22 protein-coding genes are annotated in these 23,650 nt (G+C 47.6%); 6 read left to right on the top strand and 16 right to left on the bottom strand.

Annotation, left to right across the window (positions count from 1 at the left end; translation table 11 throughout):
* Nucleotides 1-151: 151 nt before the first annotated feature.
* From HZF10_RS16485 to HZF10_RS16475, 3 genes are all read right to left on the bottom strand, one after another.
* The gene (locus HZF10_RS16485; RefSeq protein ID WP_176007331.1) at nucleotides 152-613 is read right to left on the bottom strand and encodes a DUF4291 family protein; all 462 of its coding nucleotides are present in this window, start codon (nucleotides 611-613) and stop codon (nucleotides 152-154) included.
* Between the two features lie 7 nt (nucleotides 614-620).
* Nucleotides 621-2,273 (bottom strand): alkaline phosphatase PafA, encoded by a 1,653-nt coding sequence (pafA, locus tag HZF10_RS16480; RefSeq protein ID WP_176007330.1) that lies wholly within the window; start codon nucleotides 2,271-2,273, stop codon nucleotides 621-623.
* Between the two features lie 202 nt (nucleotides 2,274-2,475).
* Entirely contained in the window at nucleotides 2,476-2,904 is a 429-nt protein-coding gene (locus tag HZF10_RS16475) for a DUF4268 domain-containing protein (RefSeq protein ID WP_176007329.1), read from the bottom strand.
* A 234-nt stretch (nucleotides 2,905-3,138) separates the two neighbouring features.
* Here HZF10_RS16475 and HZF10_RS16470 point away from each other — a divergent pair, with 234 nt between their 5' ends.
* The 4 genes from HZF10_RS16470 to HZF10_RS16455 all read left to right on the top strand — a co-directional run bounded on the left by HZF10_RS16470 (nucleotide 3,139) and on the right by HZF10_RS16455 (nucleotide 7,017).
* Nucleotides 3,139-3,783: an NUDIX hydrolase gene (locus HZF10_RS16470; protein WP_176007328.1), complete on the top strand. Its 645-nt coding sequence runs from the start codon at nucleotides 3,139-3,141 to the stop codon at nucleotides 3,781-3,783.
* A gap of 35 nt (nucleotides 3,784-3,818) precedes the next feature.
* Nucleotides 3,819-4,622 carry a lysophospholipid acyltransferase family protein gene (locus HZF10_RS16465; RefSeq protein ID WP_176007327.1) on the top strand — a complete coding sequence of 268 codons (804 nt, stop codon included), beginning with the start codon at nucleotides 3,819-3,821 and terminating at the stop codon, nucleotides 4,620-4,622.
* 86 nt (nucleotides 4,623-4,708) lie between these two features.
* A complete protein-coding gene (locus HZF10_RS16460; RefSeq protein WP_176007326.1) occupies nucleotides 4,709-6,145 on the top strand; it encodes an MBOAT family O-acyltransferase in 1,437 nt (478 codons plus the stop codon).
* A complete protein-coding gene (locus HZF10_RS16455) occupies nucleotides 6,145-7,017 on the top strand; it encodes a hypothetical protein (RefSeq protein ID WP_176007325.1) in 873 nt (290 codons plus the stop codon). The genes HZF10_RS16460 and HZF10_RS16455 overlap by 1 nt, the downstream gene beginning before the upstream one ends.
* Here HZF10_RS16455 and HZF10_RS16450 read toward each other — a convergent pair whose 3' ends face one another.
* Genes HZF10_RS16450 through HZF10_RS16440 form a run of 3 tightly spaced genes read right to left on the bottom strand, consistent with a single transcriptional unit; the run spans nucleotide 7,018 to nucleotide 9,001 of the window.
* On the bottom strand, nucleotides 7,018-7,872 hold the full coding sequence (locus HZF10_RS16450; protein WP_176007324.1) for a TraB/GumN family protein: 855 nt from the start codon (nucleotides 7,870-7,872) through the stop codon (nucleotides 7,018-7,020). It lies immediately after the preceding gene.
* A complete protein-coding gene (locus tag HZF10_RS16445) occupies nucleotides 7,869-8,501 on the bottom strand; it encodes a DUF8845 family protein (protein ID WP_176007323.1) in 633 nt (210 codons plus the stop codon). Before HZF10_RS16445 ends, HZF10_RS16450 begins: the two co-directional genes overlap by 4 nt.
* 5 nt (nucleotides 8,502-8,506) lie before the next feature.
* Entirely contained in the window at nucleotides 8,507-9,001 is a 495-nt protein-coding gene (locus HZF10_RS16440; RefSeq protein WP_176007322.1) for an RNA polymerase sigma factor, read from the bottom strand.
* 374 nt (nucleotides 9,002-9,375) lie between these two features.
* On the opposite strand from HZF10_RS16440, the gene HZF10_RS16435 reads away from it, so the two are divergent.
* Complete coding sequence (locus HZF10_RS16435) at nucleotides 9,376-10,680, top strand: NAD(P)/FAD-dependent oxidoreductase (RefSeq protein ID WP_176007321.1); 1,305 nt, start codon at nucleotides 9,376-9,378, stop codon at nucleotides 10,678-10,680.
* A gap of 12 nt (nucleotides 10,681-10,692) precedes the next feature.
* Here the strand turns inward: HZF10_RS16435 and HZF10_RS16430 are convergent, their stop codons facing one another.
* From HZF10_RS16430 to HZF10_RS16405, 6 genes are all read right to left on the bottom strand, one after another.
* Nucleotides 10,693-11,223, bottom strand: coding sequence for an SRPBCC family protein (locus tag HZF10_RS16430; RefSeq protein ID WP_176007320.1), 531 nt, complete (start codon nucleotides 11,221-11,223; stop codon nucleotides 10,693-10,695).
* 133 nt (nucleotides 11,224-11,356) lie between these two features.
* Entirely contained in the window at nucleotides 11,357-12,745 is a 1,389-nt protein-coding gene (locus HZF10_RS16425; RefSeq protein WP_176007319.1) for a T9SS type A sorting domain-containing protein, read from the bottom strand.
* 141 nt (nucleotides 12,746-12,886) lie between these two features.
* A complete protein-coding gene (locus HZF10_RS16420) occupies nucleotides 12,887-14,437 on the bottom strand; it encodes a helix-turn-helix domain-containing protein (RefSeq protein ID WP_176007318.1) in 1,551 nt (516 codons plus the stop codon).
* Nucleotides 14,438-14,601: 164 nt separating this feature from the next.
* Nucleotides 14,602-16,866, bottom strand: a complete 2,265-nt coding sequence (gene katG / locus HZF10_RS16415; RefSeq protein ID WP_176007317.1) for a catalase/peroxidase HPI — start codon at nucleotides 16,864-16,866, stop codon at nucleotides 14,602-14,604.
* 118 nt (nucleotides 16,867-16,984) lie between these two features.
* Nucleotides 16,985-18,298 carry a hypothetical protein gene (locus HZF10_RS16410; RefSeq protein ID WP_176007316.1) on the bottom strand — a complete coding sequence of 438 codons (1,314 nt, stop codon included), beginning with the start codon at nucleotides 18,296-18,298 and terminating at the stop codon, nucleotides 16,985-16,987.
* 24 nt (nucleotides 18,299-18,322) lie between these two features.
* Nucleotides 18,323-19,351 carry a DUF3810 domain-containing protein gene (locus HZF10_RS16405; RefSeq protein WP_306454602.1) on the bottom strand — a complete coding sequence of 343 codons (1,029 nt, stop codon included), beginning with the start codon at nucleotides 19,349-19,351 and terminating at the stop codon, nucleotides 18,323-18,325.
* A 155-nt stretch (nucleotides 19,352-19,506) separates the two neighbouring features.
* Between HZF10_RS16405 and HZF10_RS16400 the strand changes: the two genes are divergently transcribed.
* The gene (locus HZF10_RS16400; protein WP_176007314.1) at nucleotides 19,507-20,967 is read left to right on the top strand and encodes an aminoacyl-histidine dipeptidase; all 1,461 of its coding nucleotides are present in this window, start codon (nucleotides 19,507-19,509) and stop codon (nucleotides 20,965-20,967) included.
* 40 nt (nucleotides 20,968-21,007) lie between these two features.
* Here HZF10_RS16400 and HZF10_RS16395 read toward each other — a convergent pair whose 3' ends face one another.
* From HZF10_RS16395 to HZF10_RS16380, 4 genes are all read right to left on the bottom strand, one after another.
* Nucleotides 21,008-21,544 carry an ExbD/TolR family protein gene (locus tag HZF10_RS16395; RefSeq protein WP_176007313.1) on the bottom strand — a complete coding sequence of 179 codons (537 nt, stop codon included), beginning with the start codon at nucleotides 21,542-21,544 and terminating at the stop codon, nucleotides 21,008-21,010.
* Between the two features lie 175 nt (nucleotides 21,545-21,719).
* Entirely contained in the window at nucleotides 21,720-22,223 is a 504-nt protein-coding gene (locus HZF10_RS16390; RefSeq protein WP_176007312.1) for a DUF6265 family protein, read from the bottom strand.
* Nucleotides 22,224-22,283: 60 nt separating this feature from the next.
* A complete protein-coding gene (locus tag HZF10_RS16385) occupies nucleotides 22,284-23,093 on the bottom strand; it encodes a helix-turn-helix transcriptional regulator (protein ID WP_176007311.1) in 810 nt (269 codons plus the stop codon).
* Nucleotides 23,094-23,134: 41 nt separating this feature from the next.
* Complete coding sequence (locus HZF10_RS16380; protein WP_176007310.1) at nucleotides 23,135-23,593, bottom strand: sll1863 family stress response protein; 459 nt, start codon at nucleotides 23,591-23,593, stop codon at nucleotides 23,135-23,137.
* Nucleotides 23,594-23,650 lie beyond the last annotated feature (57 nt).

Genomic DNA, 23,650 nt, shown 5'->3' with positions numbered 1-23,650 from the left:
TTTGCCGGACGGGCTTCTGCCTCCCATACCGGGCTTCGCGGCAAAAAAGCGAGTGCCGACAGCCCGACGGCGGCTCCGAGCGCAGTCGAGGAGCCGCAACCGTCTTCTTCCACCGCAAACGCCATCGGAAACCGCCGCCGGCACGCCCAAATCAAATAAAATCCAATCCTATTTTTTGAAAAAGAGCGGAATTTTCGGGAGTATAGGGCGTTTCAATCGGAACAATCAAGTCCTGTAAAAGATTTTGGTCGAGTTTTGATTTCTGGTCACGTACGAAAGGCGTGATGTCTTCGATTTTTTGTGCGTATTCCGTACAGAATCGTTTCAATATGTCGCCTTTAAGGCCGAGTTGGATCGCACGTCTTTCGAGTTTGTTGCCATACGGATCATGGTCGGGATCCCATTGCAGCCGCACTTCTTTGTTTTGAAGTTCCGATTTCCAGCTGTTTTGATCCCGATAATGCTCGGTTTTGAACGATGAGAAAACGGCCTGGTCAAGAATATTCTCGAAATCTGCTTTTTTAATCCAAATCGCAAGTACGCGCTCCTGATTTTCTTTTTCGGCCCATCCGCAGCGATACAATCCATTTTTGGGTGTAAAAATCGACCTCAAAAGACGATTATTTCGTAATCATATCGGTAATAGGTTTGCCCACGGTCGCATTCGGGAAGCTGATGCTCAACAAATCGCTTACGGTCGGGGCGATGTCGCTGATGGAAACCGGCGCGGATGACGATCCGTTTTTGATTTTCCATCCGAGCCACAACAACGGTACATGCGTATCATACGACCAACCGCTTCCGTGCGTCGTGCCTTTGTGTGCCGCATATTCGCCTTCAAGCCAGCCCGGTTGCAACATAATCGCAATGTCGCCCGAGCGTTTCGGATGGATGCCGTTCGCGATACGTTGACGATGTTCGTTGCCCGAAGCGTTGATGTTCTCGATATCCGAAATGTCCCAAACCTCCTGAACACCCGCAAGTTTTTTGAGGTAAGGGCGAAGTTTGGCGATTACCGCCGACGCTTCAACTTTGTTTTGTTCCAACGTTTTGTAATTCAGGTAAATCTGCTGGCTGCCGTAATCCTCGATCCAATCGGCTTTTCCGAAAGATTCGCTTATGCAGTCGTTAAGTTTTTTCTGGAAATCCTTCTCGGGTAAAAACCCGCCGGGAATCCCGTTGTCTGTCAAATAATCGGGAGTTTGGGCCGCACCATGGTCGGCACTTAGGAAAATCAACACGTTTTCCATACCGAAATTCTTGTCGATGTAGTTGAAAAGACGTTCCAGGTCGCGATCCAGACGAACATAAGTATCTTGAAGTTCAATCGCGTTGATGCCGAATTGATGTCCGACATAATCGGTAGACGAGAAGCTCAACGCGAGGAAATCGGTGTATTTTCCTTTGCCCAAATTCTCTTTTTGGATGGCTTCGAGCGCAAAATCCAACGTAAATGTATTACCGAACGGCGTTTTACGCAGCAATTCATACCCCTCATTCTTACGGATTTCGGCCAAATCATGCGGGAATTTCCCCGTCGTTTCTCCTTTGAAATTGTTGCGGTAGTTGTCTCCGTCGGCCAATCCGAGCGTGTATTTCTCTATAGGGAAAACCGTTTCCCAAGGCTTCGACAGATACGAATCGGCGAGTTTTTTCGCATTGAAATCCTTGACCCATTGCGGTAAATCGGTCGTATAGAATGAACTCGTGACCCAATTTCCGGTCGTGTTGTCATACCAATACGCGGCCGACGGCATGTGTCCTGCAGGCAAAACCGAGCCTCTGTCCTTAAGGCAAACCCCGATGACTTTCGATTGCTTGTTGTTCGAAAGGCGCAATTCGTCGGTGACTGTTGTCGAAAGTAAGCTCGCAGGCGACATTTTGCCCGTCGAGGCTTCCGTCCCGATCGGTTTTACATTGGGATCGCTGACTACATAACGGCCTTTTCCCCAACCTCGATCGTACCAATCGTTCGAAATGATACCGTTGAAAGCAGGCACGCTTCCCGTATAAATCGCGGCATGACCCGGTCCGGTATACGTCGGGACGTAATTGTAATTCGTGTTGCGGCAATCGAAACCTTGCTTCAAAAAGCGCTTGAAACCGCCTTCGCCATAATATTCGGCAAAACGGTATACATAATCGGCACGCATTTGGTCGACGACGATTCCGATCACGAGTTTCGGTCTTTTGATGTCCGATTTGGTATTTTTTTGGGCGTTGAGCGAAAAAGCGAAGAACAGCAAACAAAAAAGCGACAAGGCTCGATTCATGACACAGGTTTTGGTTGGGTAAAGTTACGGCTTCTGTTGCGGAAATTATGTTAATGTGGGCGTGCCGGCGGCTTGGGAGAATTGTTTTTTGGTAAAGTAACCGTTAAGCCGCCGTCGGGCTTTCGGTAGTCGCTTTTGCTCCATTGCATTGCGCAAAGAGCTTCGACAGATACCTCAATCCCTCACGCAATCCGCTTTCCGATCAAATGTCTTTTATAAAGTCCTCGAACTCATAAAAGAAATACTCGAGCGCGCTCATTTGTTCGTTGAAGAAATCGAAAATATCGTCCCAGGTCGCGCGGTTGTTTACGCTAATGCCGCTTTTTTCGACCCATATTTTGCTGATCGTCTTGTTTTCGAGATACACATCCTTTTCGAAAATCGCATCGGGCAAATGTTCTTCGAGAAGGATCGTCTTTAGCGAAAGCAATTTGTCGAAATAGGCATAACGCTTTTCGTCGTCGCGGTTTTCTATCGAGATCATGACTTCGGCTTTTTTGTTGTCGACGTTGAACTTGAGTGAGAAATCCTTGATTTTGGTATCGTAAAGTAGCCACTTGCGCGGATATTTTTCGGCGAAAGCGATCCAGAATTCGCGTTTGATGCGTTGTGCTTCTTCTTTGCTGAACATAGTGCTTGGGTTGTCGGGCAAAGATAGGGTTTTAGGTGTTTGCCACGAATTCCACGAATTTCGCCAATCCAAATAGTGTCATTTGCGACTAAAACTATGCTGTCTGGATGTTGTGCCACGAATGCCACGAACTTCATAAATTCTGAATTAGTGTCATTCGTGTCATTCGTGGCTAACCCAATTTCCGCAGCTTCTCCAAAATCTTCCTATCTTAGACCGCCTCTTACCTCGTATATGGATTTTCAAGATTTCCTCAAATTACTACCCGAAATACAGAAGGCCGAACTCTTGGGCGAAACGGCACACGCCAAAATGTCGCCACCCGAAAGAGCGCGCCTCATGCAAAATTTCGACTGGAACAATCCCAACGCAAGAACCGCAGCCGTGACGTTGTTGCTTTATCCGCGGAACGACAAAACGTATTTCGTATTGATCCTTCGAAACGCTTACAAAGGCGTCCATTCTTCGCAAGTCGCTTTTCCGGGCGGAAAAAAGGAAAAAGAAGACAAGTCGTATCAGGAAACGGCGTTGCGCGAAACCTGTGAAGAAGTAGGGATTTCGAAAGACAAAGTAACCGTCGTAAGGGAATTGTCGAAAATTTATATTCCTCCGAGCAATTTCATCGTATTCCCGTTTCTGGCGTATTGCAGCGAACCTCCGATTTTCAAGCCAGATCCGCGCGAAGTGGCCGGAATAATCGAGGTGGAATTGGACCTTTTCCTCGACGATGCAACGGTAACCGGAATGGTTATGGAGACGTCTTATGCGAACCGCACCAATGTGCCTGGTTTCCAAATAGGCGAACATATCGTTTGGGGTGCTACGGCCATGATTCTCAGTGAGTTCAAGGAAGTGATAAAGGCGGTTGTCAAGACTTGAGTTTTTCGTAAGTTTGCAGCTTACTTTTTAGGCTAATGGGCTTATTCAAACGCAACCCTTTCGGGCATATACTGTTCTTGAAACGCTGGATGATCCTGATTTTCGGGCTGCTCACCCATAGGCGCTATCACGGATTCAACGCCTTGCAGATAGACGGTTCAGAAATCATCCCGACCTTGCCCGAGCGCAACGTGCTTTTCATTTCGAACCATCAAACGTATTTCGCCGATGTAGTGGCCATGTTCCATGTATTCAACGCAAGTCTTAAAGGTCGTCAGGATACGATAAAAAACGTGGGATATTTGTGGAGTCCTAAGCTCAATATTTATTACGTCGCCGCAAAAGAAACGATTTCCGAAGGACTGTTGCCCAGAATACTCGCTTACGCCGGAGCGATTCCCGTATCGAGGACGTGGCGCGAAAAAGGCAAGGAAGTCAAACGCGAATTCAATCCTGCCGATACCGAAAATATCAAGATCGCGCTCGAAGACGGTTGGGTCATCACGTTCCCGCAAGGCACGACGCGTTCGTTCAAACCCGTGCGGAAAGGAACGGCGCACATCATCAAAATGTACAAGCCCATAGTCGTACCGATTGTCATCGACGGGTTCCGACGTTCGTTCGACCGCAAAGGCTTGCGCATGAAAAAGAAAGGCATTCTGCAATCGTTCATCATAAAACCACCTCTCGACATCGATTACGAGAACGAGACGATAGAGCAGATCGTCGAAAAAATCGAATGGGCGATAGAACAGCATCCTTCGCTGCTCAAGGTGATTCCGGCCGAAGAACGCGCCGCCGAGGAAGAGTTGAACAAAAAACGCGAATGGCGTTATTAGAGCTCAAGTGCTTAAGTTTGATGTCAGGCGAAAATTCCACCATCGGTTTTTATTTCCGATATTGCGGCCTTTAAGCCAAATCCTGCATGCTTTTCAACTCGTTGGCGTTTCTCGTTTTCCTGCCGGTCGTTTTTGGCGTGTATTGGCTTTTGGCTCGAAAAGGACTCAAAATCCAGAATGTTTTCCTGCTTTCGGCCAGTTACTTCTTCTACGCCTGTTGGGATTGGCGCTTTCTTTTCTTACTGCTTTTTTCGACTGGACTCGATTATTTTACGGGGCTCAAAATGGCCGAATCGCATAACCTGAGAACGAAAAAGTTTTGGTTTTGGCTTAGCGTCGGCATCAATCTCGGATTTCTGGGCGTGTTCAAATACTACGATTTTTTCGCGACCTCGTTTGCCGAATTCCTGTCCAATTTCGGGTTTGAAGCCCATTTTTGGACTTTGAAGGTCATTTTGCCCGTCGGTATCTCGTTTTATACGTTTCACGGGCTTTCGTATGTGATCGACATTTATAAAGATCGCATCGAACCCGAACGCAATCCTGTCGATTACGCGCTTTTCGTGAGTTACTTTCCGTTGCTCGTGGCCGGTCCGATAGAACGCGCCACGCATTTGCTTCCGCAAATCAAGAAGCCTCGTATTTTCAAATCCGAAAAGGCGATAGACGGTTTGCACCAAATCATTTGGGGACTTTTCAAGAAAATCGTGATTGCCGACAGTTGCGCCACTTACGCCGATTATATTTTCGACCATTCCGATTCGTCGAATTCATTGACATTAGCACTTGGAGCCGTGTATTTCGCTTTCCAGATTTACGGCGATTTCAGCGGCTATTCCGATATCGCTTTGGGCACGTCGAAACTCTTCGGCATCGATTTGCTGCGCAATTTCAATTATCCGTATTTCTCACGCGACATTGCGGAATTTTGGAGGCGATGGCACATTTCGCTTTCGAGTTGGTTCCGCGATTATTTATATGTGCCTCTTGGCGGCAGCCGTGGCGGTATGTGGATGAAAATCCGCAATACGTTCATCATTTTCCTCGTGAGCGGATTTTGGCATGGCGCGAATTGGACGTTCGTGTTTTGGGGATTTCTCAACGCTTTGTATTTCCTGCCGCTGCTCGTGTCGAACCGCAACCGCAATCATTTGGAAATCGTGGCCAAAGACCGCAACTTTCCTACGGTTTCAGAGTTTTTGAGGATGATGCTGACGTTCGTTTTGGCCGTAATCGCATGGATTTTCTTCCGATCCGAAAGCGTTTCCCAAGCCTTTTCGTATCTCAAGCGGCTGGCATCTTTCGATTTCAATGGCGGCATGCAATACCTCGGGATTGACCGTTATTCGCCCGAACTGTTGCCGTTATTGCTGTTCTTCATTTGGTTCGAATGGCATTCGCGATTGGGCGAGCATCCGTTTTTTGGCAAATCCCGATATTTGAAACTAGTCGTAATAGTGATCGGATTGTTGCTTTGGGGCGTGTATTCCAAAGCCAGCGATTTCATTTATTTCCAATTCTGATGAAGGGCTTTCTCAAATATGTATCGCTTATACTATTGACGGTCGTTACCTTGGCCTATTTGGCCGATTGGCTGTACACGGCTACTTTCGAAAAGGCTCCAGCTCGCAACAAATTCCAGTATATCCTTGCGATGCAACCGCACGAAATCGACAATGTTTTCCTCGGATCGTCAAGGACGGCGAACCATATCGTATCTTCAGAATTCAGTAGGATTACCGGTGAAAGTGCCGTCAACCTTGGCATTGAAGGTGCGGTTTTCGAGGACAATCTTTTGGAATTGAAACTTTTGCTCGACAGAAAAGTCCGTATCAAAACGGTTTACCTTCAGGTCGATTACCTTTTTGAAAAACAAGGCGTTTCGAACATCGCCAATTCGGCTGCATTGCCTTTTATCAGGAACGGAGTGGTGAAATCACATCTCCAGTCAAAACTTCCTGATTTCAAAGCCGCTTATTATTTGCCTTTCTACCGTTATCTTTCGGCCGATTATGCAATCGGGTTTCGCGAGTTTTTCTTTTCGGCAGTTGGGAAAAAGAACAGGATCGATTTTTCCGACGGATTCGAAGCCAAGCCCGGAAACGAAAAATTAAGTCCGCTCGAATTACCCAAAACCATTTCCGATTCGAATGCGACGTTGCTTGAATTCGAAAAAATCTGCAAGGCTCGCGATATCAAACTCGTGCTGTTTTGTGCGCCTTTGTGCAGCCAAACCCAAAATCTGGATTATGTGAAGAAACTCAAGTCGAAATTGCCCGGATTACGCGATTATTCTGCCGCATTGCCCGATTCTTTGTTTTTCAACTGCGGACATCTCAACGAAAAAGGTGCTTACGAGTTCACTGAAAAGTTAGCACTCGATTCTGAAAACTGATCACTTTACAGCTTCGACCTTGAAGCCTTGTTTGCGCAATAATTTTATCACGCCGTTGTCGCCTGCCAAGTGAGCCGCTCCGACACCAAAGAATGTCGGCTTTTCTTTTGCGATTTTCTCGATTTTAGGAATCCAGTTCTTGTTGCGCTTGGTGAGCAGCTCGTTTTCGTATTTTGAAGTCGTCACGTTTTCCGATTCGCGCGCGGCTTTGAGCATGCCTTCAATGTCTTTGGCCTTGTAGAGATCGGCGAGCATTTTGGTTTCTTTCTTGTCGTTTTCCAGATCTGATTTGGCCGACTTCACGAGTTCGGCCATTTGCTCTTTATACGGCACGGCATCGAGCGTGGCCATTTGTTCCTGCACCGTTTCCAGTCCGAACACTTCTTCTTTTTGGGCGGCCGACAGCTTCATCAGGTTTTCTTCCACCGATTGGATCGGGCAATCGAGCAGTTTGGTCAGGAACATCATCGAGACAAAAATCGGCTTGACCGGATTCATCATCTCGAGCGGCATGCCCAGGTTTTTCTGAAGGTAATCGCTTACGATCTTCACGTCTTCGGGTTTGGCGAGTTCGGTCATCTTTTGGCCGCCCGTCATTACCATCGCGCTCATCATCGCCGATTGGATCGAAGGGTCGTCCATATCGAGTTCCAGATACAATTGTTGAGTCTGTTCCATGGCTTTGACGGCCGACGGTTCGAGCGTCGCATCGCATGTCAAATGGATCGTTCCGTATAAATAGGACGGTTGCGTCAATCCGTTGCCCGAAATTTTCCAGAGCAGCGATTTTTCGAGCGCTTGTGCGTTTAGGGATGCAAAAGCCAGCAATGAGGCAAACAACAGGTACTTTTTCATAAGTCGATTTTTTTGAGCTCTTTATAATTGGCCAATAGTTTGCGCAGGAAAATACCGTACACCAATCGGTAAAAAAGCCACGCGAGGAACGCGATCACAGCCACGATAACCACAAGAAACCCGATGAGCAACGCCATAAGCCTGCCGTCTTCCTGTACTTTTTGTCGCAATTGGTCCACGTCGGGATTGCAGATGAACGCGATGATGAATCCGACGATGAAACTCAGTACGATCATCGACAAATTGTACCAAACGTAATAATTCACGGTTTTTCTCGTGCGGATGATGTCGTCCATGAGTTTTTTGGTCGAAGCCGTCGTAGAGATCGCCACATAATTTCGGTAGAACAAATAAATGAACACCAAAATCACGCTGTAATTGAAATAATTGAACCACTGGAAATAGTCGGCATACTCGGCATGACCCATCTTGTCGAGGTATTCGTCGGTATTCGGAAGCATGCCCATGGCCGTCCACAACAAAACTTCGAGAATGCTGATGATCAGAATCCACTTGACTATGCTCGACGACTTTTTGTGGAGCATCGCGTAGATCTCCTTCTCGCTAATCTGGTTGAACGCATTCTCGTTGCGCTTCCAGTCTTTTTTCAGCAAATCCAGTTCGTCCATGATAACTACGGATTTAGTATTTTTTTCAACTTCGTTTTGATACGGTTCATCTTCACCCTCGCATTCACTTCACTTATGCCCAGCGTCTCCGATATTTCGGCGTAATCCTTGTCTTCGAGATACATGAAAACCAATGCCTTCTCGATGTCGTTCAATTGGTACACCGCCTGATACATGAGCTTGATCTGTTCTTCCTCTTCATAATTGTAATCTTCCTGACGGATGAAATGGCGCGAGCTGTCGTATTCAGTCGTCGCGACCGAACGCGTGCTCTTGCGGTACAAAGTGATGGCGGTATTGAGCGCTACGCGGTAAGCCCAGGTAGAGAATTTGGCGTCACCCCTGAATTTTGGGTACGCCTTCCACAACTGTATGGTGATTTCCTGGAACAAATCCTTGTGCGCATCCTCACCCGACGTATACAAACGGCAGATCTTATGGATGATGTTCTGGTTCTCGCGCAACTGGCGGACGAAATCCTGTTCTAGGGCGTCACTCATGTGAGCGTTAGTGGTTGGTTGGTGAAATTTGTTACAAGATAGGGAAAAGTGGCTGAGATTTTTATGCCGCCTGCAAGCACCGCGCTTTCCGCTGCAATCTTTCACCCGAAAATGCTGTTTTGCAACAGTTTGAGGCGAGCTTCCTGCGGTCGCTGCCTCAAACCGGCAAAACAAACATTTTCGGGCAAAAGGATTTTCGCTGCAATCGCTGGCGGAAATCCGTAGCACATTTGCCGCATCGTTCAATAGAATCTCTGGCAAACACTGGATTTTCAACATCTTAACAAATCGTCAAAACCACCCGAAACATCATTTGAAAAACGTAACTTTAAGTCTAACGAAAACAAAAATTCGGGCACTCAGGCACTTTAAAGATGAACATCCCAAAAACCAATCTTCCCCGCATCGTCATCATCGGCGCCGGTTTCGCCGGAATCCATCTCGCGCGCAAGTTGCGAAACAAGAATTGTCAGGTCGTGCTCATCGACAAGCACAACTTCCACAATTTCCAGCCTTTGATGTACCAGGTCGCGACGGGCGGGCTCGAGGCAGGTTCGATCGCGTATCCGGTAAGGAAAATCATACACGATTACAAGGATTTCTATTTTCGCTTGGCGCGCGTGAGCGAAATCGATACGAAAAGCGGATGCGTGATTTCCGACATCGGTTCGTTGCATTACGATTATCTCGTGATCGCCACGGGTTCGAAGACCAATTTCTTCGGCAACAAGGAAATCGAGCGCAATTCGATGCAGATGAAGACGATTTCCCAATCGCTCAACATCCGCAGCCTCATCCTCGAGAATTTCGAGCAGGCGGTTTTGAGCAAAGACGAACGCGAACGCGCTTTTCTGATGAATTTTTCGCTAGTCGGCGGCGGTCCTACCGGAGTTGAACTCGCTGGCGCTCTCGCCGAAATGAAAAAAGCCATCCTGCAAAAGGATTATCCCGACCTCGACATTTCTAAAATGCAGATCAACCTGATACAATCGGGCGACAGGATCTTGAATACGATGACCGAAAAATCGTCGGCCCACGCCGAGAAATTCCTGTCGCGATTGGGCGTGAACATTCTCAAGAACGTACGTGTGACGGGTTACGACGGGCGTACGATCTCTACCAATACAGACCTTTCGATAGAATCTGCAACCGTCATCTGGACCGCGGGCGTGATGGGCGCGATGATAAACGGATTCCCGGAATCGGCAACAGATGTCAAGGCCAAACGGTTCAGGGTAAATGAATTCGGTCAGGTTTTAGGATTCCAAAATATTTTTGCCGTGGGCGACATCGCACAGATGGAAACTCCCGAATATCCGTTCGGGCATCCGCAAATGGCACAACCCGCAATCCAACAAGGCAAGCACATTGGCGAAAATATCGTGCGTCTCGTGCAGGGAAGAATCATGAAGCCGTTCGATTATTTCGACAAGGGCTCAATGGCCACGATTGGGCGCAACAAAGCCGTCGTCGACTTGCCCAAAGTGCATTTTTACGGGTTTTTCGCGTGGTTCGTGTGGATGTTCGTGCATTTGTTCTCGCTTATCGGGTTCCGCAACAAAGCCATGGTTTTCCTCAATTGGGTATATAACTACGTGAGGTTCGATCGAGAAGGTAGGTTGATCGTGAGGCCGTATAAGAAAAAGAGTTTTGTGGCTTTTACGAGCGACGAGGTTTAGGACAACTCGGGTTCAGCTTTCCAAAATCCTTTTGAGGTTGTCCAGACTCGTATCCATATCTTTTGCAAGCATTTTCTCGACAAGCGGAACCATGATGTTCATTGGGTATTTCATGCGGCTTTTATTGCCCCAAGTCACTTTGGTGCGGTTGTCCGATATGGGTTCGGCAGTCATATCCACATAGGCGACGGCTACAAAAGGTCCGGTAAATCGGATTTCGGTTTCAATGGTCTTGTCGTTTGTGATCGCCTTGATTTCCTGTTCGCCTTCGCTCGATTTCTTGTCGCTTTTCCATGCGTAGATGAAGCCCGGCGTGCCGTCCGTACCTGTAAAATTTCGTGTCATCTCAGGATCGGCCATCACCCATTTGTTGAAGGCGTCCTGGTTTTTGAGGTGCCTGATGAAGTCAAAGACTTTCGGTTGGGGTGCATCGATGACGACTTCACGTCTCACGTCATATTCCTTTCTGACGAACAATGCCAAGAACAGCAATAAGCCGATCAGGCCGGTGAGAACAAATAAAATGATGAGTACGGTATTCATTTCAGGTTAGGGTTTTATATGCGAATCCGTACGAAGGTAGTGAATTGGAACTTCAAGACTATGCGTACGATTACAATAAAAAAAGACCGCCGAAGCGATCCTTTTCAAACATTGCAGTTGTGTTGAGCGGTTATTATTTCTTGATGATTTTCAAATTGGAAACCGAACCGTCGGAAAGATTCACAACGGCCACGTACATGCCTTGTGACAAACCTTCGAGATTGATATTTTCGGACGGGTTCGCATACTCGCGTATCTTTCGTCCTTCAAGATCGTAAAGCGTCATTTTTTCTATGGGCAAAGCAGCGGTAAGATGCAAAACGTCGGTTACGGGATTCGGATAATATCCGACGGCAGATTGGTCGGGAGAATCCGTTCCAAGATTTTGTTCGCAATATCCGCTCACGCTAAAAATCTGGTTGACGCCTTGATTGGCATCCCAAGTCGAACCTCCGTCGTAAGAGGTGTAGGAATTTCCGCCTAAACCGCCGCCAGAAGTCAATTCCCATGTGAGGAATTCGGCAGCATTAGGGGTCGGGATCACTTCGATGAAATACGTACCCGCACCAAGTGTTACAGGCTCGTTTTCGAAAGAGAAATCGATGACGATAGATGCCACGTCGAAAGGCGAGCCCGGGAAAGGCCAATAACCATTGTAACGTTCGTATGCCGGCCCTTTGTTCGTGAACGATTGCACGATTTGCCCTGGTGCGCCGCCTTCAGAAGTCCTGATGTTGATCGTGGCGTTGGTAAGACCTCCGCCGAGCAACAACGTCGACATGTTGAAATGCGTCAGGTGGAACGTCGTGTTTTCGGCTACGGTAAAATCGTCTGCGACCGAAACGACTCCACCCGCAACAATAAATGGTACGCCGTTTTCGTGAAGCAACGAAAAGTTGCCCTGTGAACAATCGTCTCCGTAATCGGGATGTTCTTCTCCCGAAGGCGCGCACGTTCCTATAACCTGGAATACTTTGTTGTAATATCCGGCGCCGCCCCAAGGTTCGTCCTCGAATTTTACGTAGTCGAAATTACCAAATGTCTGTTCCTGTGCCGTGACTTCCCACCATGCACCGTTTTCGTCTGTAGGATTGGCCGACATTTCCAAAAAGTAAGTACCTTTTTCAAAAATCACCGCTTCGGGCAAATCGAGCGTGATCGTGTACACGCTGAAACTTTCGCCTTCAACATTATAAACGAGGACTTCCGAAGTCGGTGTCAAATTGTCGAACGTCTCGATGATGTCGCCCGGAAAACCTTCGTCCCCATGGCGAAAAGCGACGTTTACGTATCCGAAAGCCGCCGGTCCTTTCATTACATTTACGGTGATTTGGTTCGCGGTATACGTCGTGCCGAAAGGAACTGTGAAGTCCGCTGCGCCTCTGTATTCGAAAGCGCCTCCCGTAGAAATGTTTTCGCCTATGCCGGTCTGGTCTGAAACCGTTCCGAAAGAACAGGCATCCTGGCTAAAGGAGGAAAAACTGCCGATCAAGGCCAAAGCCAAAAATAATTTTCTTTTCATGTTGTGTCGTTTTTTGGAAAACGCTAAAAGTAGACGAAAAGAAAAAGCCGCAAGCTTCAATCTCTTTCGAAATTCGATATTTCAAAAGATAATCTCATTCAAAAAACAGATAAAGTATTGGAAATGAATAGGTGCTTCTAATCAATTTTTTCGCGCTTGGGAAATGAATGCCGAAGGCGCAATACCCGTCACTTTCTTGAAAATGGTAGAAAAAGCGCTATGCGATACGAAACCGCAGTCTTCGGCCAGATAACTGATCTTGTAATTGAGGTATTCCGGATTGCCGTGTAGTTTTTCGCAAATGTACCGGATGCGCAGCTCGTTTACGTAACCGTTGAAATTGTTGTGCTTGTTGTTTTTGATCACCGCCGACAGATAGGCCGGATTCGTCTTGAGCTGCGTCGCAAGGTTCGGAAGCGTCAAGTCGGCGTTTCTGTATTGTTGTTCCGATTCGAATTTCTGCAAACCTTCCAAAATAGCTTGTTCAACGGCAGGAGATATCGTATAGCGCGGTTCTTCCTCTGGCGTGTCGAGATCTTTCTCGTCGGCTTGCGCAAACGCCGCGACCTGATTTTCTAATTTTTCGATGATCGATTGGTAGATGCGCTTTTCCTTTTTCTTCCTCAAGTTGACCACTATCAACACGATGATGCTCAAAATGACGACGATTCCAACGGAATATACCAACCACCTGATTTTGTCGTCAGAACGTTTGATATGCGATTTCAGATCGTCGTGCTCGGCATCAATGACCGTGTTGATCGCTTTGAGATCCTGCGAAGTCACGGCATTCTTCAACGCGATGTACTTTTCGTTGTAAAGCGAGTAATTGCGGTCGTCGCCTATGCTTTTGTAGTTCGAGGCAAGGTTCAGGTAAATTTCGGTCTTGAGCGAATTGATGGCAAATGCACTGTCTTTTATCACGGCCTGTAAGGTGTCGATGGCACGCGAATACTGTTTCTTCTGCGAATAGACTTCGGCCAGCGTCGAATAGATGTAATATTTGAGGTCGGGATTCTGTATGTCTTTTATCGCTAAGGCACGGTTCAGGTAAATTTCGGCAGAATCCGATTTCGTGAGGTAATAGTATGAATTCCCGATGTTGTACAACGAACGTCGGAAGTGATACAGGTTCAACTGTTTTTTGTCGGACATGCTGTTGAACTCGCGCAACGATTGCGTGTAACTCGCATTGGCCTTGGCGTACTCCTTGTCGTTGAAATCGAGGTTGCCGAGTTCGAGATAAGCGAGCGCCTTGAGCTTGTGTTTATACGAATCTTCAGGCAGGCGTTCGATTTGTTTACGCGCCAAATCCAAGTAATTGCGCGCTTTTTCCGTCAAATTCAGATACGAATATTGATTCGCGATCGAGCCATAAGCTTGCGCCAAAAGTCCCGGATTGTCCGATTCTTCGGCCGCATCTTTGGCCTTGAAAAGATAAAAGACCGATTTATCAATGTCGTTGCGCGAAAAGTACACTTCCGAAACAAAAGAATAGACCTCGAATTTTTGCTTGTCCGATTTACTATTGCGCGCGATTCGGTTACCCAATTCGACGATCTGGCGCAAATCTTTCCTTTCTTTCGAAACCAACACGTCTTGCAGGCTGTCCAATTCCTTTTGGGAATAAGATTGCCCGAAAAGCGGTGCGCACATCAAGGCCAAGGCCAGTGTAGAAAAGAAATGTTGCAATTTTAGGTTCATCGAAAAAAGCGAAACGAATTAAGGCTTAAAGTTGGTCAAAATTTAAGTTCCGTAAAACATTTACCAACGTTAATTCGGACGGAATCGCATATCGGACTTTGGGAAACAAAAAAAGGCACTACAAGAGCGCCTTTTATTTTGAGGAAATCCTATCATTTTTTGATGTCGAACCGATCGAGTTCCATGACTTTGCTCCATGTTTTGGCAAAATCCTGAACGAACTTGGTTTTGGCGTCGGCACTCGCATAAATTTCGGCTATGGCGCGCAATTCCGAGTTCGAGCCGAAAACAAGGTCGGCGCGCGTGGCAGTCCATTTGGCCGATCCCGTGGTGCGGTCGCGTCCTTCATAAAGTTCGCGGTCCTGGGAAGCGGCTTTCCATTCGGTACGCATGTCGAGCAGGTTCACGAAGAAATCATTGGTAAGCTGGCCCGGCGTCGAGGTGAATACGCCGTGCTTCGATCCGTCGAAGTTCGTGTCTAATACGCGCATTCCGCCGACCAATACCGTCAATTCCGGAGCTGAAAGCGTGAGGAGTTGCGCTTTGTCGATAAGGAATTCTTCGGTAGATACAGACGATTTCGATTTGCGGTAATTGCGGAAACCGTCGGCCACAGGCTCGAGAAAAGCGAAAGATTCGACGTCGGTCTGTTCTTGCGAAGCATCCGTACGACCTGGCCTGAACGTTACCGATACGCTTTGTCCGGCATCTTTTGCGGCTTTTTCTACCGCGGCGCAACCACCTAAAACGATAAGGTCGGCCAACGATATTTTCTTGCCGTTTTGAGCCGAATTGAATTCCTGCGCAATGCGTTCCAATACCGACAATACCTTTTGAAGTTGGGCTGGATTGTTCGCCTGCCAGTTCTTTTGAGGCTCAAGCCTTAAGCGTGCGCCGTTCGCGCCTCCGCGTTTGTCCGACCCACGGAAAGTCGAGGCCGATGCCCAAGCGGTGGAGACGAGCTCGGATATACTTAATCCCGATACTACTATTTTTGATTTCAGATCTGAAATATCGTTTTGATTCACCAGTTCGTGATCGACAGCCGGTATCGGATCTTGCCAAAGCAGTCGTTCTTTAGGTACGTCGGGCCCGAGGTAGCGCTCGATCGGCCCCATATCGCGATGCGTCAGTTTGAACCACGCGCGTGCGAAAGCATCGGCGAATTGGTCTGGATTTTCGAGGAAACGGCGCGAAATTTTCTCATAAGCCGGATCGAATCTTAGCGAAAGGTCGGTCGTGAGCATGGCCGGTTTGTGTTTTTTGGAACTGTCGTACGCATCGGGAATGATCGAATCGGCGTCTTTGGCGACCCATTGGTGTGCGCCTGCGGGGCTTTTGGTCAACTCCCATTCGAACCCGAACAGGTTTTCGAAGAAATTGTTGCTCCATTGCGTCGGTGTTTTCGTCCAGATCACTTCGAGTCCGCTCGTAATCGTGTCCGGGCCTTTTCCAGATTGGAAATTATTTTGCCATCCGAAACCTTGTAAGCCAATGTCGGCGGCTTCTGGTTCTTTGCCTACGTGATCGGACGAAGCGGCTCCGTGTGTTTTTCCGAAACTGTGTCCGCCGGCGATCAACGCTACGGTTTCCTCGTCGTCCATCGCCATTCGTCCGAAGGTTTCGCGAATGTCGTGCGCGGCTCTTATCGGATCCGGATTTCCGTCCGGACCTTCGGGATTCACGTAAATAAGTCCCATGTGGGCGGCGGCGAGCGGTTTTTCAAGACCGTGCGAATGGATCGCTCCGTCGGCATCCTCGTCCGAAGAAACGATTCCGCGACCGCTGACACCTTCTACACCTTGACGGTATCGGTCTTCATTACCGAGCCAAGTCGTTTCCGAACCCCAAAAAACCGATTCGTCGGCTTCCCAAAGGTCTTCGCGTCCGCCGGCGAAACCAAACGTTCTGAAACCCATCGATTCGAGCGCGATATTTCCGGTAAGGATCATGAGGTCGGCCCACGAAATCTTGTTGCCGTATTTCTGTTTGATCGGCCAAAGCAACCGGCGCGCTTTGTCGAGGCTCACGTTGTCGGGCCAGCTGTTTAGTGGAGCGAAACGTTGCAGTCCGGCTCCAGCGCCTCCGCGTCCGTCACCGACTCGATACGTGCCCGCGCTGTGCCACGCCATACGTATGAAAAGCCCTCCGTAATGCCCGAAATCGGCCGGCCACCAATCTTGGGAGTCGGTCATGAGTGCGTGCAGGTCTTTTTTAACCGCTTCAAGGTCAAGGCTGTTGAACGCTTCGGCATAGTTGAAATCCTTGTCCATAGGGTTTGACAAGGACGAATTTTGGCGAAGGATGTTCAGTTTTAGTTGGTTCGGCCACCAATCGGTGTTCCGAGTGCCGCCTCCGCCAACGTTTTGCTGGTTGTGGAACGGGCATTTGCTGATGTCGTTTGATCCGTTTTCCATTGTAGTTTTAGATTTGAAATTTGATTTGCCGTTAGATTTTCATAAATGTAAGTGATTGCAAAACAATATCCCAATCGATTGATTCTATGCTGGAATAGCCAAAAGTCGACAAATGATATCAGGCGAGTTCTTCCGAAATCAATTCGTACGTTTCACCTCGGTTATCGGTTATCCAAACCTGCATCGTATCGAAACCGTCGCGTTTGGCAGTGTCGAATTCGGTAAGCGAACCATCCGCAAGTTCTATCATCCCGTCTTCATCGACGAGATCGCCGAACTCGTCATCGTAGTCGATTCCGTTGTAAGTAGAGATGACGATTTCGAAAACCTCGTTTCCTGTTGCGTCTTTGTAGAAACGGTCCAAAGGTCGGTCGTGGAGTTGTTCGTGGGTAAAAGTGTCGCAGAACAACGCGTTGTAACCGAATCTACAGCCGTCGAACAACGTGATTTCCTGTCCCGAGGTTTCACAGACGGCGACCACGAAAGCGGGAGCGAAGTCGGTAGAGACGATCAGGTTCGGGTATTCCTGATGCTGTTTCCCATAATATTTGATGCGGAATTTCATACCGCCTATGGTCGATTTGAGTTTCTTACGCCACTCGTGCGGTTCGAGATTTACAGGATTTAGAATGTCTTCCGTAACGCCTTCGAAGAATGTCGGGCCTTCCAATGGATTTTGCTGCTCCATGCCGATCGTATGCGCATAACCGATCTCGTCGAGATCTTTCGCCAATTCGTCCCAATCTTTAATCACCGGATTCATTGCCAGCACGAATTCTTGGTTTACCGACTTGTGGTCGTAAACGTGTTTTACCATTTCGAGAGTCAATCGTGATGGCTCGATTTCGTAATATTCGAGCGCCCATTCACGATAAGTCGACGGGTTGTCGTCGAGTATATAAAGGAAATCCTGGCTTCCGTCTCGGTATTCGCTGTCGGGGAATTCGATTTCGCCTATTTTCCATCGGTCGTCGCTGAATTTACGCCAGACGCAGAACGTCGTCCCTTTGGATTTTATGGGTTCTTCGGTAATGAATTCGCGAAATTCTTCGGGAACCGAATCGATTATGCCTTTCCAGACGTCTTGTTCGAGAAACGCTTTTTTCTTTTTGCCGAAAAGGCTGCTGAGTTTTTCGGTGAAAGTCGTGGGTTTCACTTCGCGCTCGTACCATTCGCTCATTTCGCTTTCGACGGCGAACCCGTTGATGATCGCGCCATGGGAGTTGAACAATATGAAGAAATCGTCGCCTTGGCCGTTTTGCATCTGGAAGACTTCTTCACCGGCTTTTTTGTCCCACGCATTGTTGTACGAATAGTAGCGCTGTGCCCATTCGCGGCACAAAATGGCGTCAAGCGTGGCCAAAGCACGGCAGAGGTCGTTGAGTTCGCCGATTTTGGGAAGCGCATCCAATTTTTTTGTAGAAATATCCATATGATGGTCAGGATGTTTTGAATATTATAAAGGTCGCGATCTGTAAAAATTCACCATCAGGTCGACAAACCGGCTGTAACTTTCTAAACCTTCTTCCTGTTTGTTCGCCTTTAGGAAATTGTCGTAGAAAAATTTGAATCCCGATTCTACGAATGATTCGTAGCTTTCCCAGAACACTTTGCTTTCCCTGAAGTTTTTTCGGATTCCGGGGTTGATCGATTTCAGTAAATCCAAAGCGGTTTTTTCGTTTCTCGCTTCGATGCTTCGCAGGCAATACTTCAACGCGAGCGTATATCCCGAATACCTCAAATAAGCATCATCGCTGCCGATTGCAGCCAAAAAACCTACGAAATTCGCCTCACTTTCACTAGCATACCCAATTTGGTGCGCCATTTCGTGCGATGAGGTTGCCGGAAACGAATACATCGGGACCAAATCGTTCACCTGCGCTTCGTTCGTAAACGGATTCAGGTAACCCGAAAAACCCATATAGCTCAGCGGTAAACTGATCAGCGATTTTTTGACGCCCGGTTTTCCCGGAGAAAAGAACGCATACGAATGCGCCAATTTTTCGTAAGCCGAATGGTTGAGTACGAATATTTCTTCCTGGTTGTGCGGATTTACGACTTTAGCGTTCGCATCTCTAGTGATTTCGAGATGTAAAGCATTGGTTTTGGAGATAAGTTTTTGGGTGAAGGCGAGCAGGTCGGTGTCGGAATATTCGGTGCCGAAACCCATTTTTTCGGGCAATTTCACACGATGGTAGTTCATCGCCCACAACAGGTTGAACAGGAAATAGAATACAGATACGAATCCGACGAGTTTGAGAAGATTGTCTTTCCATTGGATTTTCCAGGTTTTGCGGCGTTTCCACAACCATCGGATCAGAAAAAGGATTACGACACCATATAGTATATCGCCGAATGAGAACGGAATCCATCCGAAAAGCCATCTTTCTGCCGATGAAATCCAGACATACAAGCCGTTGCTGTAGTACTTTTCTACAAATTCGGGGAAAATCGAAAGGATTTGAATTACAATAATTTGTGCCAAAAGAAATACCGGCAACCTATATTTTTTGTGCATAAGGCGACAATCACTTTCCTGTAAAGATAACAACTTGTAACTTTACGCAGTGCTGAAGTGCTTGGCGCCAAAGTGCTAAAGTTTCATTGCGCAGATAAACTTCGAATCAACAAATCAGTAAAATGTCAGAAATCAGAAACCTCGAGCCCAAACCGCTCTGGAACAAATTCGCCGACCTGAACGCCGTGCCCCGTCCTTCGAAAAAGGAAGCGCGCGTGATCGAATTCATGAAGAACTTCGGCAACTCGCTCGGACTTGAAACTTTCGAGGACGAAATCCGCAACGTGATCATCCGCAAACCCGCGACTCCGGGAATGGAAAACCGCAAATCAATCGTAATGCAAGGCCACCTCGACATGGTGCACCAAAAGAACAACGATACGGTGTTCGATTTCGACACACAAGGCATCGACATGTACGTAGACGGCGATTGGGTCAAGGCCAAAGGCACGACACTCGGAGCGGACAACGGTCTTGGCGTGGCTACGATCATGGCAATTCTCGAATCCAAAGACATTGCACATCCGGCGATCGAAGCGCTTTTTACAGTCGATGAAGAAACCGGCATGACGGGCGCATTGAACTTAAAAGGCGGCATTCTTCAAGGCGAAATCCTGCTCAATCTCGATACCGAAGAAGACGACGAAATCGACATCGGTTGCGCAGGCGGAGTCGACGTGACGGCCAAAGGTTCGTACGAAAGGGAATATGCGCCTTTGCATACATCTGGATATAAAATTACCGTAAAAGGTTTGAACGGCGGGCATTCGGGCATGCAGATCCACGAAGGATTGGGCAATGCGAACAAAATCATGAACCGTTTGTTGTTCGAGACTTTCGAAGAATTCGATTTGCGCGTTTCTTCTGTCGACGGCGGAAGTTTGCGCAATGCGATCCCGCGTGAAAGTGTCGCGGTCGTCGCGCTTCCGCAGGCCAAAGTCGACGAGTTTTTGGGAGATATGGAAAAGACGGTTTCCGATATCAAGGCAGAATTCGCGACTACCGAGAAAAATCTGCAGATCGTGATCGAAAAGACTGATACGCCAGATAAGGTAATGTCTGTCGACGCCCAACAAAAACTGATTTTGGCGCTTTATACGGCTCATAATGGCGTATATCGCATGAGTGCCGATATGAAAGATTTGGTCGAAACTTCCAACAACATTGCGCGCGTTTTGGTGAAAGACGGTGAAATCATGATCGGATGTTTGACGCGATCATCTGTGGAATCATCGAAATTCGACCTCGCAAATGCGTTGAAAGCTGCATTTTCATTGGCCGGATACGAAGTGACTTTTACAGGAAGTTATCCGGGTTGGACACCTAACGTGAGTTCGGAAATCCTCAAAGTACTCGTCGACGTCTATAAAAAACAGAACGGTGACGAACCGAAAGTCGTCGCTTGCCATGCCGGATTGGAGTGCGGAATTTTGGGCACGAACTATCCGGGAATGGACATGATCTCTTTCGGCCCGACGATACACGGCGCGCACAGCCCGGACGAACGTGCGAGCATTTCCTCGGCACAGAAATATTGGAAATTCGTGTTGGAAATCCTGCAGAACATTCCCGAGAGGAATTGATGAAAAAAGAAAACCACCCGTAAAAAGGTGGTTTTTTGTTTTAGGATTTTTCGGGTTTGAGCAGCGTCTTTTCTTCTTTGGTCAGATCGGTGATCGCATACGTCTGTACGCCCGAAATCGCCATTTCGTCGAGTACGTCCACCAAACTGCGGTAATTCGATTTCGTGTCCGGTTTGATCAATACGATAAGACCTCTTTCAGGTCTACCGATTGACGCCGAATAGGCAAGCGCTTTTTTCTTGTTTGCCAAAATTTCTTGCCTGAAACCCGATGTTCCCGCTTTCAACTCTTTCGTTTTGGCGTTCGCGGCCATTCCCATAAAGCTTTTCAATTGTCCGTTTTCGCCAATGAGTACGGTCATGGTGCGGTTTTCGTCTACGGCAGATGATTCGCCGTTTGCGGGCATAGTCAAATCCATCGCCTGAGGTTTGGTGAGCGAAGTGGTCAGCATGAAAAACGTGATGAGCAGGAAAGCCAGATCGACCATTGCCGTAAGATCGACTCTCGAACTCAATTTTTTGCTGCGGATTTTGCGTTTGGCGCCTTCGTTCGCGGCACCTGTGTTCAATTCTGCCATGGTGTTCGTTTTTAAGGTTAGGGAAATAGACTTGCCGTCGAAATTTTAGACGGCAAGTTCTTATATTGATTAACGAAAACGAACGCGTGCTTATTGCCAAATTTGGTCGGAATCTTCTTTATAAAAACCGATTGGAATTTGGAATTTGGAATTTGGAATTTGGAATTTTTTCGACTTACTTCACCTTCTTCATCGGAAATTCCTCTTTGTTCTCGACCCCGAGTTTCTTGCCCGAAATCCAAGCTTTCATAGAATCGCCATAATTCTCATACGTGATTTTGGTCGGATAATCGTGCTTCGGATTTTCAAAAACGAGTTGTTTATCCGAAACCGAAGTCAACGCAAACTCTACAGGTTTCTCGTCGTTTTGACTTTTTGTCGTCACGATATAAATCAGGTTGCCGTCGCGATGCGACAAACGCACGGTTTCGGCAAAAGCGGTATCTTTTCCGGTAATGAAAAAGCTCGTCGCGGCATACGAAGAGTCTGATTCGGGTGTCCAGGTTTCGGTAAGCGTGCCTTCTTCGGAAACGTCCTGCCATTTTCCGAGCAGCCATTTCGCGTCGTCGAGATTCGAAGCCACGGACGTTTTGGCTTCAGAAGCGGGTTCGGTTTCCTTCTTTTTGTCGGAACATCCTAAGATGGCCAAAGTCATAAGGGTAAGCGTAATTTTTTTCATGTCGATGTGTTTTTGCAAATATGGTTTTTGGCGCGATTCGAAAATTGTAAAAATCCGACTTTATCCGAGGTTGAAGAATTTGACCATTTCGAGATTTTCAGAAAAATATTGCTTTGGATTCAATCCCGTCAAATCCTTGAAATCACGGATAAAATGTGCCTGGTCGTAAAATCCGCCATCGTAAGCCACATTCGAAAACGTACTGAAATCTTTCTGTTCGATGAGGCTAAGCGCCTGGTTGAAACGGACAATTCTTGAAAAAACTTTTTGCGACAAACCGACGGCTTTTAAAAAACGCCTTTCCAAATGTCTCGGGCTCACGTGGAATTTCTCGCCCAACGTTTCGATCGAAATGTTTCCGCCGGCATCTGAAATCGTTTGGACGCAATCGGCTACGGTCTTGTCGTACTTTTCAAGATCGAGTTTTGAAACCAGGAATTCCTCTACGATCGCGATGCGTTGGGAATTATCGGTACAATCGGCGATTTTTTGTTCGAGAGATGCTCCGTCTGGCCAAGCTTCGGAAACGGAAAGGATTTTCGACGTTATCGTGTCCACATCAAAATCGACGAAAGGATGCAGGCCCGCCGCGAGAAAGCGAACGCTCAACATTCCGACTTTGCCCGTCGCTTCCAATTCGATGAAATTCCTGATCTGTCCGTGGATGAAATTGCGCGGTTGCAGGATCTGCGTCCCGTTTTCGTCAAATTTGGTGAACAGGTCGCCATAATGGAAAAGCAGCTCGATGCAACCGTCGGGGAAAACGCGTTCACGCGAATGAGGTGCATCGTCACTCGAGCTTTCGAGTGTCCAAAGGTATTTTACAAAAGGCGACAACCTTTCCGAAGGCTGATATTGTTGGTAATTCATATCCGGAAAGGTCGTGCTTTTTTACAGAATCCAAAAAGGCATCAATCGTAATTGTGCTCTTTTTTATAGTTGTCGATGTCGGTCTTGATGTCGTTCGCGCTTTTGTCGACGCGCGCCTTGAACGCATCCCATTTTTCATCGACCTTGTCGCCGAATTTGTCGAGATCCGATTTAAGCTCGTTGTTCCTGGCTTCGAGCTTGTCGATTTTGGCGTTGAGTTTGGCTTTGTTCTCGGCCGTTTCAGAATTGGCTTTGACGCGGAATTCGGCAATGCGCTTCTCGTTGTCGGCGATCAGTTTTTTGGTGCCGGCCTTGAGTACGGCATAATCGGAAGTGTCGGCAGCTTTGGCGTTTTCATATTCGGCCGTGGCTTCGGCTTGTTCCTGTGTGGCTTCGACCACTTCGTCCTCTGCTTCTTTGGTGTCCGATTTGCAACTGCTCACGCCGATGGCCAAAAGTGACGCGGCGGCAAGCGATACGATTTGATTCGTTGATTTCATGTCCTTCAGATTTATTTCGAATAAAATTACGGTTTTGGCCGTACCGAATCTTACAGA

Source organism: Flavobacterium agri (assembly GCF_013401995.1).
GTDB lineage: Bacteria > Bacteroidota > Bacteroidia > Flavobacteriales > Flavobacteriaceae > Flavobacterium > Flavobacterium agri.
The sequence above is the reverse complement of the archived record's forward strand: the minus strand, read 5'-3'. Positions and strand labels throughout refer to the sequence as shown.

What these genes read in the sequence shown, in the direction of transcription:
- pafA (WP_176007330.1), bottom strand. Translation starts at nt 2,273, where the DNA reads ATGAATCGAGCCTTGTCGCTTTTTTGTTTGCTGTTCTTCGCTTTTTCG.
- HZF10_RS16475 (WP_176007329.1), bottom strand. Translation starts at nt 2,904, where the DNA reads ATGTTCAGCAAAGAAGAAGCACAACGCATCAAACGCGAATTCTGGATC.
- HZF10_RS16470 (WP_176007328.1), top strand. Translation starts at nt 3,139, where the DNA reads ATGGATTTTCAAGATTTCCTCAAATTACTACCCGAAATACAGAAGGCC.
- HZF10_RS16465 (WP_176007327.1), top strand. Translation starts at nt 3,819, where the DNA reads ATGGGCTTATTCAAACGCAACCCTTTCGGGCATATACTGTTCTTGAAA.
- HZF10_RS16460 (WP_176007326.1), top strand. Translation starts at nt 4,709, where the DNA reads ATGCTTTTCAACTCGTTGGCGTTTCTCGTTTTCCTGCCGGTCGTTTTT.
- HZF10_RS16455 (WP_176007325.1), top strand. Translation starts at nt 6,145, where the DNA reads ATGAAGGGCTTTCTCAAATATGTATCGCTTATACTATTGACGGTCGTT.
- HZF10_RS16450 (WP_176007324.1), bottom strand. Translation starts at nt 7,872, where the DNA reads ATGAAAAAGTACCTGTTGTTTGCCTCATTGCTGGCTTTTGCATCCCTA.
- HZF10_RS16445 (WP_176007323.1), bottom strand. Translation starts at nt 8,501, where the DNA reads ATGGACGAACTGGATTTGCTGAAAAAAGACTGGAAGCGCAACGAGAAT.
- HZF10_RS16440 (WP_176007322.1), bottom strand. Translation starts at nt 9,001, where the DNA reads ATGAGTGACGCCCTAGAACAGGATTTCGTCCGCCAGTTGCGCGAGAAC.
- HZF10_RS16435 (WP_176007321.1), top strand. Translation starts at nt 9,376, where the DNA reads ATGAACATCCCAAAAACCAATCTTCCCCGCATCGTCATCATCGGCGCC.
- HZF10_RS16430 (WP_176007320.1), bottom strand. Translation starts at nt 11,223, where the DNA reads ATGAATACCGTACTCATCATTTTATTTGTTCTCACCGGCCTGATCGGC.
- HZF10_RS16425 (WP_176007319.1), bottom strand. Translation starts at nt 12,745, where the DNA reads ATGAAAAGAAAATTATTTTTGGCTTTGGCCTTGATCGGCAGTTTTTCC.
- katG (WP_176007317.1), bottom strand. Translation starts at nt 16,866, where the DNA reads ATGGAAAACGGATCAAACGACATCAGCAAATGCCCGTTCCACAACCAG.
- HZF10_RS16410 (WP_176007316.1), bottom strand. Translation starts at nt 18,298, where the DNA reads ATGGATATTTCTACAAAAAAATTGGATGCGCTTCCCAAAATCGGCGAA.
- HZF10_RS16400 (WP_176007314.1), top strand. Translation starts at nt 19,507, where the DNA reads ATGTCAGAAATCAGAAACCTCGAGCCCAAACCGCTCTGGAACAAATTC.
- HZF10_RS16395 (WP_176007313.1), bottom strand. Translation starts at nt 21,544, where the DNA reads ATGGCAGAATTGAACACAGGTGCCGCGAACGAAGGCGCCAAACGCAAA.
- HZF10_RS16390 (WP_176007312.1), bottom strand. Translation starts at nt 22,223, where the DNA reads ATGAAAAAAATTACGCTTACCCTTATGACTTTGGCCATCTTAGGATGT.
- HZF10_RS16385 (WP_176007311.1), bottom strand. Translation starts at nt 23,093, where the DNA reads ATGAATTACCAACAATATCAGCCTTCGGAAAGGTTGTCGCCTTTTGTA.
- HZF10_RS16380 (WP_176007310.1), bottom strand. Translation starts at nt 23,593, where the DNA reads ATGAAATCAACGAATCAAATCGTATCGCTTGCCGCCGCGTCACTTTTG.